The sequence below is a fragment of the Pseudobutyrivibrio sp. MD2005 genome (genome assembly GCF_000621865.1).
Classification (GTDB): Bacteria; Bacillota; Clostridia; order Lachnospirales; family Lachnospiraceae; genus Pseudobutyrivibrio.
The window spans coordinates 116364-135815 of sequence record NZ_KK211360.1 but is presented as its reverse complement, the minus strand read 5'-3'; the positions used below and the strand labels follow the sequence as shown (position 1 = coordinate 135815).

21 protein-coding genes are annotated in these 19452 nt (G+C 38.0%); 1 reads left to right on the top strand and 20 read right to left on the bottom strand.

Annotation, left to right across the window (positions count from 1 at the left end):
* Window positions 1-14: 14 nt before the first annotated feature.
* Genes T498_RS15875 through T498_RS0113365 form a run of 10 tightly spaced genes read right to left on the bottom strand, consistent with a single transcriptional unit; the run spans window position 15 to window position 6169 of the window.
* The gene (locus tag T498_RS15875) at window positions 15-728 is read right to left on the bottom strand and encodes an ATPase (RefSeq protein ID WP_036978593.1); all 714 of its coding nucleotides are present in this window, start codon (window positions 726-728) and stop codon (window positions 15-17) included.
* 5 nt (window positions 729-733) lie between these two features.
* Window positions 734-1222, bottom strand: coding sequence for a pantetheine-phosphate adenylyltransferase (coaD, locus tag T498_RS0113405; RefSeq protein ID WP_028236371.1), 489 nt, complete (start codon window positions 1220-1222; stop codon window positions 734-736).
* Window position 1223: 1 nt separating this feature from the next.
* The gene (gene rsmD, locus T498_RS0113400; RefSeq protein WP_028236370.1) at window positions 1224-1775 is read right to left on the bottom strand and encodes a 16S rRNA (guanine(966)-N(2))-methyltransferase RsmD; all 552 of its coding nucleotides are present in this window, start codon (window positions 1773-1775) and stop codon (window positions 1224-1226) included.
* A 15-nt stretch (window positions 1776-1790) separates the two neighbouring features.
* Window positions 1791-2267, bottom strand: a complete 477-nt coding sequence (locus tag T498_RS0113395) for a CinA family protein (RefSeq protein WP_028236369.1) — start codon at window positions 2265-2267, stop codon at window positions 1791-1793.
* The gene (gene pgsA / locus T498_RS0113390; RefSeq protein WP_028236368.1) at window positions 2267-2824 is read right to left on the bottom strand and encodes a CDP-diacylglycerol--glycerol-3-phosphate 3-phosphatidyltransferase; all 558 of its coding nucleotides are present in this window, start codon (window positions 2822-2824) and stop codon (window positions 2267-2269) included. Before pgsA ends, T498_RS0113395 begins: the two co-directional genes overlap by 1 nt.
* Window positions 2821-4149 (bottom strand): 30S ribosomal protein S12 methylthiotransferase RimO, encoded by a 1329-nt coding sequence (gene rimO / locus T498_RS0113385; RefSeq protein WP_028236367.1) that lies wholly within the window; start codon window positions 4147-4149, stop codon window positions 2821-2823. The genes pgsA and rimO overlap by 4 nt, the downstream gene beginning before the upstream one ends.
* Before the next feature lie 3 nt (window positions 4150-4152).
* A complete protein-coding gene (rpoZ, locus tag T498_RS0113380; RefSeq protein WP_028236366.1) occupies window positions 4153-4395 on the bottom strand; it encodes a DNA-directed RNA polymerase subunit omega in 243 nt (80 codons plus the stop codon).
* Window positions 4396-4397: 2 nt separating this feature from the next.
* Entirely contained in the window at window positions 4398-5036 is a 639-nt protein-coding gene (gmk, locus tag T498_RS0113375; RefSeq protein WP_330372371.1) for a guanylate kinase, read from the bottom strand.
* Entirely contained in the window at window positions 5029-5289 is a 261-nt protein-coding gene (locus T498_RS0113370; protein ID WP_028236364.1) for an extracellular matrix/biofilm biosynthesis regulator RemA family protein, read from the bottom strand. Before T498_RS0113370 ends, gmk begins: the two co-directional genes overlap by 8 nt.
* A 1-nt stretch (window position 5290) precedes the next feature.
* Window positions 5291-6169 carry a YicC/YloC family endoribonuclease gene (locus tag T498_RS0113365; protein ID WP_028236363.1) on the bottom strand — a complete coding sequence of 293 codons (879 nt, stop codon included), beginning with the start codon at window positions 6167-6169 and terminating at the stop codon, window positions 5291-5293.
* 126 nt (window positions 6170-6295) lie between these two features.
* Here T498_RS0113365 and T498_RS0113360 point away from each other — a divergent pair, with 126 nt between their 5' ends.
* Window positions 6296-8047, top strand: a complete 1752-nt coding sequence (locus tag T498_RS0113360; RefSeq protein WP_028236362.1) for an Rqc2 family fibronectin-binding protein — start codon at window positions 6296-6298, stop codon at window positions 8045-8047.
* On the opposite strand, the gene recG is transcribed toward T498_RS0113360, so the two are convergent.
* The 10 genes from recG to ruvA all read right to left on the bottom strand — a co-directional run bounded on the left by recG (window position 8015) and on the right by ruvA (window position 19450).
* Window positions 8015-10063, bottom strand: a complete 2049-nt coding sequence (recG, locus tag T498_RS0113355) for an ATP-dependent DNA helicase RecG (RefSeq protein WP_028236361.1) — start codon at window positions 10061-10063, stop codon at window positions 8015-8017. The genes T498_RS0113360 and recG overlap by 33 nt on opposite strands.
* A 4-nt stretch (window positions 10064-10067) precedes the next feature.
* Window positions 10068-11600: a DAK2 domain-containing protein gene (locus T498_RS0113350; RefSeq protein ID WP_028236360.1), complete on the bottom strand. Its 1533-nt coding sequence runs from the start codon at window positions 11598-11600 to the stop codon at window positions 10068-10070.
* 13 nt (window positions 11601-11613) lie between these two features.
* Window positions 11614-11973, bottom strand: coding sequence for an Asp23/Gls24 family envelope stress response protein (locus T498_RS0113345; RefSeq protein WP_028236359.1), 360 nt, complete (start codon window positions 11971-11973; stop codon window positions 11614-11616).
* A gap of 109 nt (window positions 11974-12082) precedes the next feature.
* Complete coding sequence (gene rpmB, locus T498_RS0113340; RefSeq protein WP_015549663.1) at window positions 12083-12268, bottom strand: 50S ribosomal protein L28; 186 nt, start codon at window positions 12266-12268, stop codon at window positions 12083-12085.
* Between the two features lie 121 nt (window positions 12269-12389).
* Window positions 12390-13823 carry a peptidoglycan D,D-transpeptidase FtsI family protein gene (locus tag T498_RS0113335; protein WP_028236358.1) on the bottom strand — a complete coding sequence of 478 codons (1434 nt, stop codon included), beginning with the start codon at window positions 13821-13823 and terminating at the stop codon, window positions 12390-12392.
* Window positions 13807-15141, bottom strand: a complete 1335-nt coding sequence (locus T498_RS15870) for an FtsW/RodA/SpoVE family cell cycle protein (RefSeq protein ID WP_051524821.1) — start codon at window positions 15139-15141, stop codon at window positions 13807-13809. Before T498_RS15870 ends, T498_RS0113335 begins: the two co-directional genes overlap by 17 nt.
* 2 nt (window positions 15142-15143) lie before the next feature.
* The gene (locus T498_RS0113325; protein ID WP_028236357.1) at window positions 15144-17252 is read right to left on the bottom strand and encodes a peptidase U32 family protein; all 2109 of its coding nucleotides are present in this window, start codon (window positions 17250-17252) and stop codon (window positions 15144-15146) included.
* A gap of 49 nt (window positions 17253-17301) precedes the next feature.
* Complete coding sequence (zapA, locus tag T498_RS0113320; protein WP_028236356.1) at window positions 17302-17727, bottom strand: cell division protein ZapA; 426 nt, start codon at window positions 17725-17727, stop codon at window positions 17302-17304.
* Window positions 17728-17803: 76 nt separating this feature from the next.
* Entirely contained in the window at window positions 17804-18817 is a 1014-nt protein-coding gene (gene ruvB, locus T498_RS0113315; protein WP_028236355.1) for a Holliday junction branch migration DNA helicase RuvB, read from the bottom strand.
* Between the two features lie 12 nt (window positions 18818-18829).
* Window positions 18830-19450, bottom strand: a complete 621-nt coding sequence (gene ruvA, locus T498_RS0113310; protein WP_028236354.1) for a Holliday junction branch migration protein RuvA — start codon at window positions 19448-19450, stop codon at window positions 18830-18832.
* Window positions 19451-19452 lie beyond the last annotated feature (2 nt).

The following is a 19452-nucleotide window of genomic DNA, read 5'->3' as shown; positions in this document are numbered from 1 at the left end:
AAACAAATTGGTTATTAATCCTTATTAAAAAACTGTTCTGGAATGTCAAGTGCTGGAACATCATCATCTTGATTTGATGATGCAGAAGCAGCTTCACGCTTTGGCTCTTCCTTAATTTCAGGCATAGCACTATCACCAGTAGCCTCAAGGCTTGATGCTGGATCATCGTCACCATCATTTAAAGAATCTGGTACTAATGATGCTCTGTTAGCATCAACAGTATCAAGATATACCTGCATTGTATTTAAAAATGCCTCATCACGAGCTCTGGTTGTCTCAATAGAGTTGCTAAGGATTGTCTGGATATTAGCAAGAAGCTCATCCGTATATGCGATAGCTCCCATACGAATATTATTAGCATCCTCAGTAGCTCTATCAATCTTTTCCTGAGCATTTTTCTGAGCAATTAAAATAACCTCATTTGCCTGAGCATATGCTTGCTGCATAATCTGATGCTCTGAAACAAGCTCATTAGTCTGAACTTGAGCACGGCTAATGATTTCGTCTGCCTTAGCCTTTGCATCAGCAAGAATCTGCTCACGATTAGCAATCATTCTCTGATACTTTCTAATTTCATCTGGAGTCTTTGTACGAAGCTCCTGAAGTAAAGATTCAAGCTCATCCTTGTTAACAATTATTTTGTTTGTTGAAAAAGCTGATGGTTTGCAATCATCAATATAAGCTTCAATCTCATCAATGATATCTTCAATTTTACTTGCGCTTGCCATGGTGTTTACTTCTCCTTATTTTTAATTTTGGCTTCTATGAGAGGTATAACCTGTGGTGGAACAAAAAGGCTGATATCTCCTCCATAAGATGCAAATTCCTTTGCAACTGTAGAACTCAAATATGAATACTGTAAAGATGTAGTCATAAACAAGGTTTCGAGGTCTGGATATTGAACTTTATTAGATTGCGCCAACTGAATTTCATTTTCAAAATCAGTAACAGCTCTAAGACCTCTGATAATAACCTGTGCATTTTTCTTTTTTGCAAAATCAACCAACAATCCTTCAAAACATTCAACATGAACATTATCTAAATTGTCAGTCAATTCCTTTATCATACTAACACGTTCATCGATGGAAAACAACGGATTTTTTTGCTTGTTATTTAAGACACCGACAATCAACTCATCACAAAGCTTGCTGGCTCTGGTAATAATATCTAGATGCCCAAAAGTGATTGGATCAAAGCTTCCGGGATAAATTGCTCGTTTCATTTTACGCCTTCTTTAAAAATATATGTTTATTAGTCTTGTATAGCTTTTCTTTGACGATTGAAAAACCTAGCTCTGATACATAATCAAATTCAGTATCAAGGCTGGCCTCAACAATAATCAAAGTATCAGCTGTAATATAGTGCTTATTTGTGAGCTGCTCTAAAACCTTTTTTTCGATAAGCTTGTTATATGGTGGATCCATAAAAACTATATCGAAAGCTTCATGGTTATCCAGCCTATTTAAAGCAGACGTAAAATCAATTTTCAAAACAGTAGAAGAATCAGTAAGTCGTGCTTTCGCAAGATTCTTCTCTACACAATCATAAGCCTTTTTATCATTTTCTACAAATACTGCACTTTTTGCGCCCCTACTAAGAGCTTCGATACCTATTTGACCACTTCCAGAAAACAGATCTAAAAAAATGGCTTCTGGAACATCGTAGGCAATCATATTGAAAAGTGTTTCTTTGATTCTGTCTGTGGTAGGACGTGTATCCATGCCCTCTGGAGCAAGTAATGTCATACCACGATTATTTCCAGAAATTACTCTCACGCTAATCCCTCAATGTTAATTGGATGAATCCAAACATTCTGCTAATAGTTTAATCGCCTCATTGGCTGCTGCTTTTCTCACCTGACTTCTGTCGCCTGATAAGTGCAGTTCTCTAAAGGTGCATTTGTCATCGCTGTAGGCACAGGCAATATATACAAGGCCAACTGGCTTTTCTACTGTGCCGCCCCCTGGACCTGCAATGCCTGTTGAAGCTATACCTAAATCGGCACCGGCTCTATTCCTAACTCCTCTGGCCATTTCGCAGGCAGTCTGTTTGCTGACAGCACCATAGGAAGCAAGTGTCTCCTGGCTTACGCCAAGATTTTTCATTTTAGCTTCATTGGAATAAGTAACATAGCCCTCGTTAAAACAATCTGATGCCCCTGGCACATCTACTATTGTGCTTGCAATCAAACCACCTGTGCAGGATTCTGCAGTGGCAACTGATTTATTTAATGAACTGAGCTTGTTAACAACTTCCAAAATAGACATTATTTCTGCTCCTTAAGAACTTCGCTGTTCTGGTAAATATAAATAACAAGTGAAAGAACTGTCATTACAAGTGATACCCAAACAAAAATCTGTCCAAGTACATAAAGGAATGTAGGTGTCTTTCCTGCAACAGCTACTAAGATAATAATCATAATCATCTGAGTAACTGTCTTAATCTTACCAAAGATATTGGCTGCAATTACAATACCATTTTCAGCAGCAATAAGTCTGAAGCCTGAGATAATAAACTCTCTTGCTACAATAATGATTACGAACCATGCATAAAGCTGTTTTGTTGCAACAAGACAAATCATAGCTGAGCAAACCAAAAGCTTATCAGCAAGTGGATCCATAAACTTTCCAAAGTTAGTTACAAGATTGTACTTTCTGGCAATCTTACCATCAAGCATATCTGTAAGTGATGCAACGATAAATACTAAATCTGCCAAAATTCTAAGAGCAAGATTGTCGTCAAGAGCGTTGCCTAAAAGTAAAAAGAATACAAAAAAAGGAATTAAAATTACTCTAAATAGTGTTAATTTGTTTGGTAAATTCATAACTTTACATCTCCTATTAAATCATATTCATCAAAGCCTGTAACAGTCACTTCTACGAACTGACCACTAACAAGCTCGGTTTCACTGTTTACAAAAATAAATCCATCAACTGATGGTGTATCTCGATATGTTCTACCAATGAAGACTCCATCTTCAGGTAACTTACCCTCAATGAAAACCTTTAATGTACGACCGATGTATTTTTCATTGTTAGAAAGCGAAATATCTTTCTGACAAAGCATAACTTCTTCAAGCCATTTTTCCTTGAGGGAATCTTCCACTTGATTCTCCATTTCGGCAGCTACTGTGCCATCTTCACGGGAATAAGCGAAAGCACCAAGTCTATCAAATGACATATCCTTAATAAACTGAAGAAGCTCCTCATGCATAGCCTCTGTCTCTCCAGGAAAACCACAAATAAGTGTAGTTCTGAGAGAAATATCAGGCATGGCGTTTCTTAGCCTTGCAGCGATATTCATAATATCTGCTTTGTTGGTCTTTCGACCCATCGATTTAAGAATATCATCATTACAATGCTGTATAGGCATATCGATGTAGTGACAAATCTTTGGCTCTGTGGCCATACACTGAATCAACTCATCAGTGATTTCTTCTGGATAAGCATAAAGAATACGTATCCATTGAAGATCTTCGATTTTGCACAGCTCGTGTAAAAGCTTTGTAAGGCTTTTGCCGCCATAAATATCAATACCGTAAACTGTAGTCTCCTGGGCAACAAGGATAAGCTCCTTAACACCACCAGCTACCAGTTCTTTGGCTTCTGCAATAAGCTGTTCCATAGGAACTGAACGGTAATTACCACGGATATATGGGATTGCACAATAGGTGCAACGTTTGTTGCAGCCTTCTGCAATCTTAAGGTAAGCATAATGACCACCTGTAGTAAGAACTCTACGGCCATCTCTAGGAAGCCCCACTAAATCCTTCTTAAATACAGGAACTTCATCATGTTTCTCAAGGATGATATTGATAGCATTAACAAGCTCATCATAAGAATTGGTGCCGATAATAGCATCAACCTCTGGCAAATCCTTGAGAATATCTTCTGTGAAACGCTGTCCCAAACAACCTGTAACAATCAAGCCTTTGAGACGGCCGTTTTCTTTGTATGCGCCTAAATCGATGATGGTCTGGATGCTTTCCTCCATAGCATCTGCTATAAAAGAACATGTGTTGACAACAATGATATCTGCATCCTCTTCGCTGTCACAAATGCTAAATCCGTTATCCATCAAATCACCAAGCATATGCTCGGAATCAACAAGGTTTTTATCACAACCTAAAGAAACAAATAGTACATTCATATATTAGTTATTTGCATCCTCATTAATAATCTTGATAGCACCTTCGTTAAGCTCATTTACAGCAATTGAAAGTGGCTTTTCACCCTTTTCAGCTGGGATAAGTGGATCTGCACCGTCGATAATCTGACGTGCACGCTTTGCTGTTGCAGCAACGATTGTGTAACGACTATTAACAACTGGCTCCTCGCCAACCTCTACGTTCTCATTTACCTTTTCCATAAGTTCTACATAAGATGGATGTATCATAATTAATTGCTCCTTTCAAACATCTTTAATTGTTCTTGCATTTCTTTGATTGCTGAACGATTTCTATCAACTCTAAAATGTTCAGCTTGAATTATATTATGAACCTGATCTACAGCTCTCTCTAAAGAATCATTTACAATCAGGTAATCATACTGACCCATGTACTGCGATTCCTTGCATGAAATTGCAAGACGCTGTGCAATAACCTCAGGTGTCTCTGTGCCTCTACCTACGAGTCTGTTTTCAAGCTCCTTGGCAGATGGTGGCATTGTGAAAAGTAACAATGCATCTGGGTACATTTTCTTAACCTGAAGAGCACCCTGAATCTCAATCTCAAGGATAACATCCTTTTTTCTTTCAATAAGCTGCTCTACATAAGCACGTGGTGTGCCGTAAGAATTGCCATTGAATGTGGCATACTCAAGCAACTCATCATTCTCTATCATGGAATCGAATTCTTCTCTAGTCTTAAAGAAGTATTCTCTACCATCCTGCTCACCTGCACGTATGTTACGTGTAGTAGCAGAAATTGAAAGATTATAGTCGTTTGGATGTGCATCTAAAAGATGCTTCATGATTGTGCCTTTGCCGGCTCCTGAAAAGCCTGAAAGAACAATAACAAGGCCCTTATCATTAATCATTATCGAAGTCCTCCTTAAACGAATTATCGCTAATTCTATTTGCAATTGTATCCGGCATTAGTGCTGATAAAACAACGTGATCGTCGCATATAATCACACACCTAGTCCTACGTCCTTGTGTGGCATCGATGATATTGCCCTTTTCTTTTGCGTTCGCAACGATTCTCTTGGCAGGTGCCGAGTCGGAGGTAACCATAGATACAATCTTTGTACTATTAATTATATTTCCAAAACCAATATTAATAAATGACATATTATTCTATATTCTGAATCTGTTCTCTAACTTTCTCAATAAGTGTCTTAAGAGTGATACCTATGTCAGCGATTTCTACATCGGTAGATTTAGAAAGGATTGTGTTAGCTTCGCGATTGAGCTCCTGAGCAAGGAAGTCAAGCTTTCTACCAACCTCTTTATCTAAATCAAATACTGAGCGAGTCTCCACAACATGGCTCTTAAGACGAACCATTTCCTCATCAATGCAAACCTTATCTGCATAGATAGTAACTTCCTGAGCAATACGATTCTCATCGATTTTATTGTCATCAAGAAGCTCTTTTATCTTAGCTGAAAGTTTAGCCTTGTATTCCTCGATAATCTGTGGGCTGCGGGCCTCAAGCTTATCTACAAGTGTAAGCATTTCATCCATCTTAGAAACAAGATCCGCCTGAAGGCGCTTGCCCTCTGCAATACGCGATTCAACAAACTGAGCAATACAATCCGAAAGAGCGCTCATTACAAGCTCTTTTAAGCTATCCTCATCAGAATCGCTCTCCTCAAGCTCAATAACATCAGGAAGTCTGACGATGTTGCTAGCCTTCATATCGTTATCAATGCCAAGTGATGATGCCATATCTGAAATAGCATCTAAGTAAGATTTGGCCATAGCATTATTAACAGATACTGTATAGCAAGCATCTGCATGCTCATTTAGCGTGATATAAAGATCTACCTTACCCCTGAAAATACTTTCGCTGATTTTGTTTCTAATTTGACTTTCTAAGAAATTAAGTTTCTTTGGAAGCTTGATATTTAAATCTAAATATCTGTGATTAACAGATTTCATTTCGATTGTGACACGAGCATCACTATTCTCTGCAAAGCCCTTGCCATATCCTGTCATACTACGAACCATAAGTGTCTCCTTAACGAAATAAGTAGACTTTAGACTATTTCTTTCGACAATAATCTGAAGTGTACATAGTTGTAAATTATTATAATTAAATGTATGATTATAGTCAATATGAGAAAGGACTAAACTATGGCACTAGATGGTATTTCAATTCATGCTCTTGTGCATGAATTTAACGAAAAATTATTAAACGGAAAGATAAATAAAATTTCTCAGCCTGAGCGCGAAGAACTACTTATTACAATAAATACACCAGATGGAAATAAGCGTTTACTAATCTCAGCCAACGCTTCTCTCCCTTTTATGTATCTCACTTCAGATAACAAACCTGCTCCAGCGACAGCACCTGGTTTTTGCATGCTTCTCAGAAAGCATATTGGCGCCGGACGCATCATCGAAATCAGTCAGCTTGGCCTTGAACGTGCAGTGAGATTTAAAATTCAGCATTTGAATGAAATGGGCGATATCACATTCAAATATCTTTATGTAGAAATTATGGGTAAGCATTCCAATATAATTTTCTGCAACGAAGATAATATGATCCTCGATTCTATCAAGCATATTCCTGCATCAGTCAGCTCAGTCAGAGAAGTTTTACCTGGAAGAGATTATTTTATTCCTGCTCAGGAAGGTAAAATCAATCCTTTCGAAGCAACTGAAGACTATTTTAAAAATGTTGTTCTAAAACAAAGCAATTCAGTATTCAAGGCTATTATGTCTTCTTTTATTGGAATCAGTCCTACAATTGCCAACGAAATCTGTTATAGAGCTTCAATAGATTCAGATGCAAGCAACGCTTCTTTATTCGACGAGCACAAAGACCGCTTGTATGCAGCTTTTAGTGGATTGATGGATGATATCAATAACAATAATTACAGCTACAACATCGTTATCGATCAAAGCACCGATAAGCCACTTGAGTATGCTCCAATTCCACTTTCTATGTATGCAGATATGGAATCTAAAGATTACCCTACAATGTCTCAGGTGCTTGTAGAGTTTTACGCTAAAAGAAATGCTTACACAAATATCAGGCAGAAATCATCTGATCTGCGAAAGATTATTTCAAACCACATTGAGCGTGCTTCTAAAAAATTAGATTTACAGCTCAAACAACTAAAAGATACACAAAAACGCGATAAGTATAAGCTTTACGGTGAAATGCTTCACACCTACGGTTATAGTGCAAAGCCTCAGGATAAATCAATCACAGTAATCAATTACTATGATAACAATGAGCTCACTATTCCCCTGGATCCTGATTTATCAGCATCAGAAAATGCAAAAAAATATTTCGATAAATACGCAAAGCTTAAACGTACTGCCGAAGCACTTGATACTTATATCGAACAATCAAAGCAGGAATTAGAGCTTTTAAAATCAATCGAAGCTGCACTTAATATTGCTGAAAATGAAACAGATTTGGCAGATATCAGACGCGAGCTTTCCGACCATGGTTTTATCAAAAAGCATGCAGGAAATAAAAAAGAAAAATCAAAAAAGAGCAAGCCTCTTCACTTTATTGATGACAATGGCTTTGATATTTACGTGGGTAAAAACAATTATCAAAATGATGAACTCACATTTAAATTTGCTACAGGAAACGATTGGTGGTTCCATACCAAGAAAATCCATGGCAGTCATGTTATCGTTAAAACAAATGGAAAAGAATTGCCTGACAGCACGTACGAATACGCAGCGGAGCTTGCAGCTTACTACTCTTCTGGACGAGACACTGATAAAGTCGAGATAGATTATCTCCAAAAGAAGAACGTAAAAAAGCCCGCTAGCTCAGTAGCAGGCTTTGTAGTTTATTATACTAATTATTCATTAATAGCAACTCCAACTCTAGAGCACGTAAAACTGGTCGGCGAGGAATGAGTTAAGTGTGGACCTAAGCTTAGGATGTGATTCTAAGTTTGGGTCTTCTTTTATTATCATATCAACATCTTCTGAAGCCATTTCTAATTCGTCAGCATCCTGATATATATCTGCTACCCTAAAGCTAAATTCACCACTTTGTCGCACGCCAAACATATCTCCTGGACCTCTAAGCTTTAAGTCCTCCTTAGCAATATAAAATCCATCATTTGATTTAAGCATTATATTGAGTCGTTCCGATTCTCTATTGTCAGGGCTGGCATTCATGAGAATACAATAGCTTTGTGCATCACCTCTACCAACTCTTCCTCTAAGCTGATGTAGAGCTGCAAGTCCAAATCTATTGGCATTTTCAATCATCATTACTGTGGCATTAGGTACATTTACGCCTACCTCAACAACAGTGGTAGAAACCAAAATATCTGTCTCATGCCTTGCAAATTCATCCATAACCTGATTCTTTTCAGCAGGCTTCATTTTGCCATGTAATACGCCTATACGATAATCGTCCCCAAGATAATCCTTAAGCTTTTTGCTATAGTCAGTTACATTCTGTGCTTCAGTTGTCTCTGATGCTTCCACAAGAGGACAAATAATATACACTTGATGCCCCTTTGCAATTTCATCTACAACGAATTTGTAGGCGCTTTTTCTCATACTTTCCTTGATTACACAGGTCTTAATCGGAAGTCTGTTAGCTGGCAATTCTTTTATGGCTGAAACGTGCATATTTCCATATAGAATCATAGCAAGTGTACGAGGAATTGGTGTAGCTGACATTACAATTATATGAGGATGATTGCCCTTTCCCGAAAGCTTATCTCTTTGCTGAACACCAAAACGGTGCTGTTCATCTGTGATTACAAGAGCCAGTTCCCTAAACTCTCTTCCCTCAGAAATAAGAGCATGTGTTCCAATTATCATACAATTAGAATTATCGTCCACAAGCTTTTGCATTGCTTTTTTCTCAGAGACCTTCATTGAACCTGTAAATAAGGCAACCGGTATATCAAGCCCTGAATCCTCCACCCATTTAGAAAATGTGTAGTAATGCTGCTTTGCAAGAACTTCTGTTGGTGCCATAATTGCAGACTGATATCCTGACAGCGCTGCATCAAGCATCGCAAGGAAAGCCACAATCGTTTTACCGCTTCCTACATCTCCTTGTATCAATCGTTGGGAAACAAATTCACCTAGCAAATCTTCGCGAATATCATCTAAAACCTTTTGTTGATCATTAGTCAATGAAAAAGGCAACTGCGCCATAAAATCATCTACTTCTTTATGATGACTAATCTCAAATTGATTAGGATAAGCAGCAACATTGTTTTCCTGTAGCCTTGAATTTAAGATAAAGAAAAACATTTCCTCATAAGCAAGACGCTTTCTAGCAAGCACAAGCTTATCAAAGCTTTCCGGGAAATGATATGTGCTTATAGCTTGGCTATATGGCATAAATTGATTTTTGTTTTCAAGCTCTATAGGCAATCTATCATCAGAAACCCTACAGTGCTCCAAAGCCTCTCGCACTGCCTTCGTAACGGTATTATTGCTAAGACCCTTAGAAAGGGGATAAATAGGTAGAATTTGCTGCTTTATAGCCTCGTATTTATCCTGCTCAAATACCTGTGGCTGAGACATCTTGTAATGGCCATTATCATTGATTAATCTGCCATAAAACACATATATTTTACCTGGCTCGAATGTCCCTTTTAGATAATTCGAATTGAACCATACCAAATCAACTGGTATATCTCCAACATAAGCAGTAACAGAAAGAATATCCATCCTGCTTTTAGAACGAAAAGCCTTAGGGCTATATTTTATTCTTCCTGAAATACTAATTAAGCTTCCTACACTATCAGGATTTGGCACCGATGGTGATGGATATATTAAGTAGGTGCGCGGAAAAAAAAGGAGTATATCCTCTATGGTATATACTCCTAACTTATTTAATAATTTAGTTATCTTTTCTCCAACACCTTTTATTGTGTCTACTGGTGATAACAATTCCATTTAATTACTCCACTGAAACAATGTATGCGTATACAGCCTGGCCACCTTCAGAGATTTCAACCTCTAGATCAGGATATTTTTCCTGAACAGCAGCTCCAAGAGCCTCAGCCTTAGACTGATCACTGCCTTCGCCCCAGTAAATTGAGATAACAGATGAATCTTCAGTAACCATCTGATCAACCATCTCTTTGAATGCAACATCAATATCAGCATTTACTGATAAGAGGCCTGAATCGCCCATGCCCATCCAGTCGTTCTTTGTGATTTCCTTATTGTCAATCATAGTATCGCGAACGGCATATGTAACCTGGCCTGTCTTAACATTAGCGATTTCCTCTGTCATAGCAGACTCATTTTCTTCAACGCTAGCATCTGCAGCGAATGAAATAAGAGCTGTAATACCCTGAGGAATAGTCTTTGTAGGGATAACAACAAGCTTCTTATCCTCACAAATTGCTGCAGCCTGATTAGCTGCAAGAATGATATTTTTGTTGTTTGGTAAAACAAATACTGTCTTAGCATTAACATGTGCAACAGCACTTAAAATATCATCTGTACTAGGGTTCATTGTCTGACCACCTGGAATCATGTAGTCACAACCCAGCTCTGTAAAGATTGATGTAAGCCCCTCACCTGTAGCTATTGAAACGAATCCCATTTCCTTAGCTGGCTCTGTAAACTTAGGAGAAGCCTCCTCACCATCCTTTTCGCTAGTAAATACAACTTCATCAGAGTTTGTCTCTGTGATTGTAAGATCTGAAACCTTGCCTGAAGCTAACTTTTCAAGCTTAGCCTTTAATTCCTTAATCTGGTATGCAGCAAGTGGCTTCTCTGATTCGATAACGAACTCTACAGCATATTTAGAAATAGCTGGCTTAGCCTTAGGTGCCTCTACTGCCTCAGCAGTATAATCAACTTCCTTACCAATAAGAGCGTCAAAACCACCCTTAAGAACCTCAACGAGACCCTGTCCGCCGGAATCAACTACACCTGCCTGCTTTAATACAGGAAGCATATCAGGAGTACGTGCTAATGTATCTTCTGCTTCAGCGATAACTGCCTCAGCAAACTCAACAACATCCTTTGTCTTTTTAGACATTACGGCAGCCTTATCTGCAGCAGCACGTGCAACTGTAAGGATTGTACCTTCCTTTGGTTGCATAACAGCCTTATAAGCTGTCTGTACAGCCTTTTCAAAAGCTTCGTTAAGCAATGGCACATCAACCTCTTCATGGCTAGATATTACCTTTGTAAAGCCACGGAAAAGCTGAGATAAGATAACACCAGAGTTACCTCTAGCTCCTCTAAGAGAACCTGAAGAAATTGCCTTAGACAATGTCTTCATATCTGGGTTATCAAGTTCCATTACTGCATTAGCAGCTGACATAATAGTCATAGTCATGTTTGTTCCTGTATCACCATCTGGTACAGGGAAAACATTTAATTCATTTATCCATTCCTTTTTAGCTTCAAGATTCTTTGCTCCTGCAAGGAACATCTTTGCTAATAAAGACGCATCGATTGTTTGAATCTCCACGTATAATTCCTCCTTAGTCAATAACTCTGACGCCTTCAACATAAATATTTATTGTATCAACTGTCAAGCCTGTAAAAGACGATACTTTATACTTTACTGTTTCCATGAGATTTGCTGCTACTGCCTCAATGCTAATACCGTATGAAACGATAACATGGAAATCTAAAGAAATGTTGTTTTCCTCGTCAATGTTAACGCTAATTCCATGGTTTAAATAATCCTTCTTAAGAAGCTTTACCAAACCATCTTTCATATTGACAGCGGCCATGCCTACAATACCGAAGCACTCTACAGCAACCGAACCTGCATAGGTCGCAATTACATCTGTGTCTATAACAATTTTACCAAGCTCTGTTTCCATCTGACCTTGCATAACGTACCTCCAAAATTCGCATATTTTGTCATAGTATGCAACTATTATATACTAAAGCAAAAATAAAAGCCACCCTTTCGAGTGACTTTCAATATCGTGTCATGTAAGATTAAGCACGCTCAACCTTGCCAGAACGTAAACAAGAAGTACATACATATAACTTCTTAGGTGTTCCATTCACATTACACTTAACGGACTTCACATTAGACTTCCACATATGATTGGATCTTCTATGAGAATGGCTCACATTGTTACCGAAATGAGCGCCTTTTCCACAAACTGCACATTTTGCCATGATTGCACCTCCTTGTAATAATTTTCAAAAGCACGTTGCAAAATTCGCAACGAAGAAATTATAGCAAAGCAATTCATAAATTGCAACGCTTTTTTGAGTAATTCTTAAATAAAATATTAATTTATTCAAAGTAGGCATTAAAAACCTTTGCTGCTAGTGGCGCAGCGTACTTACTTCCGTATCCTGCACCTTCCATAATTACTGCAATTGCCAGCTTATTACCATTTTCATCAGTAGCATATCCCACGAACCATGAATGAGTAACACTTTTATTTGTGGTGTACTCTGCTGTTCCTGTCTTACCATATACATTTAAATCGCCAAAATCAACACTGTCTGCAGTTCCATCCATAACAACAGCCTCCATGTATTGATTTAAAAGCTCTACTTCCTCATCTGACATGATAGTTCCATAGCTTACAGGCTCATGTTCGCTCACCACATCTCCTTCAACACTGACAATTTTATCAGCCATATATGGTTCCATAAGCTCTCCACCATTGGCAATAGCAGAAACAAGCATACACATATGTAAAGGTGATACTGTAGTGTCACCTTGGCCTATTGCAGTCTGGGCAATAAGACTCTTTGATGATTCGTCAGATAAAGAAAATTTTGATTTTTTCGTACTGCCTAAATCTGTCGGAAGCTTTGTGTTAAATAACAAATCCTCAGCTGTCTTATTATATTTATCTAAATCAAGATTGACGCCAATATAGGCATATGCGCTATTGCAGGAATTAGAAAATGCCTTTAGTAAATCTTCTGTGCCATGGGATTTTCTACCACTACAATGAATCGTATAATCATCAACAGCCATAGAGCCATTACATTTATAACTAAAGGAATCATCACCATCGTTATCTCTTAGATATGCAATAGTGGTAACAATTTTAAAGGTAGAACCTGGAGGATATGCTCCAGCAATAGCACGATTCAAAAGAGCCGAATTATTTTTAGTTTCGTCTGTAATATCATCCCAATAAGTAGCGATTGTGTTGGGATCGTAGTCTGGCTTAGAAACCATAGCAACAACTTTCCCAGTCTCTGGCTCAATAGCTATAACAGCACCATCAAACATCCCCAGCCCCTCAAAAGCTGCTTTTTGGGTATCGTAATCGAATGTGGTATATAAATCATCACCTGGACTGCGCTGCCCCGTCAAAGAGTTGTTAATCTGCTCAGATAGCGTTATATGGCTTTTTAGCAGATCAAAGGAATATTCTGCCTCAAGACCAGCCATCCCCTTTCCAACATAACCAACAGAATGACAAAAAAGCCTCTCATCTGGATACTCTCTTACCTGATTTCTTTCGCTATCAAGAGACGTTTTGGCAATCACATGGCCATCTGCCGTATAAATTGAGCCTCTGGTTACATCATCTGCAAATACAGAAAATCGGGAGTTGTATGAATTATAAATAAAATCCCTTGAACCGACCTGCACATAGCGAGCCAAGTAAATTATCATCGCAATAAACACAAGGGCAAATAATACAGCTACAACGTATATTTCTCTTCTGATTGTTCTTTTTGAATTAGTATTTTTTCGCATATCTTCTGTCCTTCTCAATGTAGAATAAATCATCGGAACATTCAGCAATGTACAGGCATATCAGCATAGAAAGAAGGGAACTTCCACCGTAACTGATAAATGGTAAAGTCACACCTGTAGATGGGATAAATTTGATTACACCACCAATATTGAGAATAGTCTGTATTGAAAAAATAATAGCAATGCCATTGGTAACAAGCATATAAAAACTGTCGTTGCAGTTGAATGCAATGTTAAACAAAAATACGCAAGTACACATTAGGCAAATAATCAAGCATATCGCTGCTATGCAGCCCAATTCCTCTGAGATTGCAGCAAATATAAAATCCTTTGTTACTACTGGAATTTTTAGAGGCGAGCCTTTGGTAAATCCAGAACCAAGCCACCCTCCTGTACCTATAGCAAACAAAGATTGAGATATTTGGTAGCCCTTATCATCGACTACAGATAAAGGATCAGACCAGGCAATAAATCTGGACTGAATATGCGGAAATTTATTGTATGCATATACCGCCCCAACAGAAGCTACAAGAAGCTCCATACCAAGAACGATATAATTTTTGTAAGCAATAAAAATCAGCAGTAAATATGTCACAAGGAAAATTGAAGCTGTACCTAAATCTTTTGATAACACAAGTACGATTACATGTATTGCAGCTCCAATAGAGGCAAACATAAATCCTCTAAAATCGCGATAAGTGACGATGCATCCACTGATAAATAACAAAAACGTAAGCTTAACAAACTCGCTAGGCTGAATACTTATAGAACCAAATGTAAGTGATAGTTTTGCACCGTATTCTACTCTACCCATAAAGCAAACTAATAGCAGCAACAAAACTCCGATTCCAGCAAAAACAAACATAAGTCTTTCAATGTGACGAATATTTCTAAGAATATATACAGCAAGTGCCGCCACAACAATGGAACCACAAGCAAATATAAACTGCCTTACAGCGCTTGTCATTCCAAGTCGCTCAAGGAATATAAAGCTCATGCTTAGAAACAGCAAAACATTATTAATCAGTGCCTTAGATGGCGGTATTGTAAGCCTGTTAATAGTCAAACCTATAGCAGCAAATAATAACAACTGCAGTACAAGGAGTAACAAAATAGTAGGTTCTTCTTTGACCAAATACAGGATTACAGAAGTATTAATCAGAAACAGAACTACCATCACAGCCTGAATGGTGGTTAAAATGCCTGAAACCACTTCTCCCAGTTTGAACTCAAATATCTGAATTAAATCAATCAGCGTAAAAACTAGTATAAATGATAAAATTGTGATTCTCGAAAACGAAATAAGAACGCTAATCAAATCTATTCCACTCCTCTTTTTAAATGTCCCTTTGTAAAGTCTTCTGTAAAGTGATATGGATTATCATTTAAGAAGGAATCCTCAAATGCATTAAGCACTTGCTCTACTTCTTTTGAATCTTCGACAGTAAAATCAATTCTTACTTCTTTGATTCCCAATTCAAGGATATCCTTCTTTAAATCAAAAGCAATATATTTTCTACTGTTGTAAATTGTATTGTAGCAATAGTCGCAATTACATGTAACAAGTGACTGTACATTCTTTCTATCAACAAGATTGATTACCTGATTAGACTTATTACAGCCTACTGTATTTTTCACCGTGCAATTAGCAGTAATCATCATAGGTATTCTGCTGTAAATAATCATCTGTGAATTATGATTGTCGCGATGCTTAAGCTCCTTTAAGGAAAGCTCATAAGGAATACAGTTGTACTTGTAGTCTTCCTTCTCAAATCCCGCAAGGCTTCTATTGTTAAAAGTGTAAAGCCTATGGTCGAGAATGATTTTATCTTTCGGATAACCCATATCAGAAAGAAGACCCAACTCATCATAGGAGCACGCTATAACGCCGTCTGCTCTTTCATCGATTTTGATATCAGCTATGAATCTATCCCTAAGTATCGGTGGTAGATAGACAAAAACTTTTCCATCAAAAAGCTTTTTAGCATCGTCAAATAGCTTTATTGGAACAGCAATTGCATCAACAAATGAAAACTTGGAAACAGCATTAAGTTGCTCTTTCGATAAAACTGCAACAAAACATCTAGCGTTTTGCATTTCATTGTATCGCTTATCTATTTTTTCATAAGGTAAAATACGCTTTTCGCCTAAATTCAAAAGACTATCTGAAAGCTCCTGAATTGCGGTTCTTCTGGCGTTTTTAATCAACGATACAGGCAAGAAAATATTATCATCATATGATATGTTTAGTTTATCTATTGCAAAGACTGTATTTCCGAGGCCTGATACCGCTTTTTCTATATCCTGCTTTGATGTAGCCCTGTTTTGAGCCGCTTCAACAACATTAGAAACGCAGCGTCCGACATTGCCCTTTTCATCTGTAAAGGTAATAGTAAATTCTTTTCCAAGGCAGGCCTCTACCTTACAGTCAACTTTGATTTTTTGTTCTGGATATTCTGCCTTTGTTGACTCTGCCTTAGTATGACCAGGCGCCTCAAATGTAATCATTTCAGGGCCATTTTTATCTTTTAAATACAATGATGTGAATCCGCATCTATTTCCCAAATCAAGAAGGCGATTAATATCTTCCTCCGTAACTGAATAGTTATTAGCACCTTTATATAAATACTGATCAAGATAGTGTCTATAGACACTGACTACACCTGCAGCATAATCAAGCTGCTTCATTCTGCCTTCGATTTTAAAAGACATAACTCCAGCTTCAATCATCTGAGGCAAGTATTCTATAGTACAAAAATCCTTTGGTGAAAGAATATAATTTCCCTTTTTATTAAGCTTTTTACCTTTATCATCAAAAGCCTCATAAGGAAGACGACAAGGCTGTGCGCATCGACCTCTATTGCCAGAACGGCCGCCAAGCATTGATGACATAAGACATTGACCAGAATAGCATACACAAAGAGCACCATGAATAAAGCTCTCAATTTCAAGATCCGGACAAGCTTTATTAATCTTTGCAATCTCTTCGATAGAGATTTCTCTGGCAGTGACAATTCGACTAGCACCTAAATCCTCAAAAAACTTTGCACCATAAGGTGTGCAAAGGCTGGCCTGGGTGCTGACGTGAATATCAGTATCAGGGAAAAATGTCCTAATAAAATTAAAAACACCAAAGTCCTGTACTATAAATGCATCAATACCGTTTTCTACATATGTTCTAAGATAATCATATAGCTTATCTTCGATTTCCGGATTCTTAAGAAGTGTATTAACAGTAAGATAAGACTGTGCACCGTGCAGGTGTCCATATTCAATAGCTTCTTTTGCATCATCCATAGAAAAATTCTTAGCGTATGCTCTGGCGCCAAATAAATCGCCGCCAAAATATACAGCGTCTGCTCCTGCATTTACAACAGCCTTATATATTTGTAAATCACCGGCTGGTGATAAAAGTTCCAGTTTATTCATCAATATGACTCCTATTAAGTAAAAAGAAGCTCCCTCTTGGGAGCCCCTGTTAATTATCTGATATAGAACCTAAAAGAGCATCCTCAAGGGAAGCTTCAAGCTTTGTCTTGTTAAGTAGAAGCTCTTTATTCTCCTTTTCCAATTTATCAATTGTCTCTTCTAAGGTTTGAGTTTTGAGCTGAGCAGATATCAAATCGTGCTTCAAATTGTATATTTCTTTATCTCTAATCTCTAAATCAGATTCTAATGATTCGACCTGAGTACGTGCTTTGAAATAGTCATCTGCAATGTTAAGCTCTAATAATGTAGCTTTCAAATCCGCTGATATACGTTTGTAATCATCTATTGAATTGAACTCATCAAGCTTAGCATTAATGTAGTTGGCCACCTTTTGAAGGTATTCTTCGCTCTCGTAGCCACTCAACGTATAAACTTTTCCGCCTATAAGCACCTTTGCGCTCTTTTCGGAAACCATATACTATCCTCCCGCCTAAAATTCAAGTTTTATTATAACTTTCTTCTATTGCAAAAACAAGCTACTTGTAAAGATTTTACAGTACATTTTCGGGAATCGGCATATTAAAATGTTCATATGCAAGCTTAGTTGCAACTCTTCCCTTTGGTGTTCGGATAATAAGACCATGCTGCAGTAAATATGGTTCGTAAACATCCTCTATTGTGCCTGAATCTTCTCCCACTGTAGCAGCTAAATTATCCAGTCCTACAGGGCCTCCGCCAAATCTTTCGATAATGGCAAGCAATATATTTCTATCGTTGTTGTCCAGTCCAAGTGTATCTACTTCTAGTGAATCAAGTGTAGCTGCAGCTACCTCTTTTGAAATCCTTCCATCGTATCTTACTTCAGCATAATCGCGAACTCGCTTAAGATAGCGATTAGCAAGACGTGGGGTGCCTCTAGATCTAAGTGCAATCTGATATGCACCTTCGTAATCAATAGGCGCATTAAGCTTTCCAGCAGAAGCTGTAACGATTGTGGAAAGCTCCTCTGGAGTGTAGTAATCCATATGCCCAATAATTCCAAAACGATCACGAAGTGGTGCCGAAAGAAGTCCCGGACGTGTGGTAGCACCAATTAAAGTGAACCGTGGAAGCTTTGTGTGAATAGAACGAGCCGTTGTATCCTTGCCCATTACAATATCTACAGCAAAATCTTCCATAGCCGAATATAGAGTCTCCTCCACAGGCTTTGAAAGGCGATGAATCTCATCTATAAAAAGAATATCTCCATCCTTAAGCGTCATAAGAACTGCCACAATCTCTCCTGGAATTGTGATAGCAGGGCCTGATGTGACCTTGATATTGGAGCCCATCTCTCCTGCTACAATGCCAGCAAGTGTAGTCTTTCCAAGACCTGGAGGGCCATATAAAAGCACATGATCAAGAGCATCTCCTCGATTCTTAGCAGCCTCAATATATATTTTCATATTTTCCTTAACCTTAGTCTGACCGATGTATCCATCAAAAGACTTAGGTCTTAAGGCATTATCATTAACAAGATCTTCGTGACTTGCTATTGTTGACGTAATCTGTTTGTTAGTAAGCATTTCATTCACCTTTTATAAGAATGACATCTGCTTCAATGTATCAGAAAGCAGTTGTTCTGTAGTAGTGGATTCCGTAATAGTCATTTTGTCCAAAGCTCTAGCCGCATTGCTTGCGGAATATCCTAAAGCAACAAGGGCCTCTAACACTTCTTCTTTAACAGTAGTTGTTGGTGCAACCTTCTTAGATGCTCCAGATAAATCAGATGTGATTTTCGCTTCGAACGCGCCGATAATATCCACTTTATCTTTAAGATCAATAATGACTCTCTCTGCTGTCTTTTTACCAACACCTGGAGCCGCAGCAAACGCTTTTGCATCACCTCCAGCAACTGCAAACTGAATATCTGAAACAGTCATATTGCTAAGAATGGCAAGGGCTCCTTTTGGACCGATACCACTAACAGAAAGAAGAAGCTCAAACATCTTAAGCTCCTCCTTATCGTAAAAACCATATAATGTAAGAGAATCTTCTTTTGGAATTAGCTTTGTATTAAGCTTCACCTCTGAGCCGATTGCAGGCAGCTGCCTGATTGTGTTCATAGATGAGCTAATACTATAACCAACCCCATTATTCTCTACAATAACATTATTATCATCAATATCAGCAAGTGTTCCTCTGATGTAAGCAAACATAA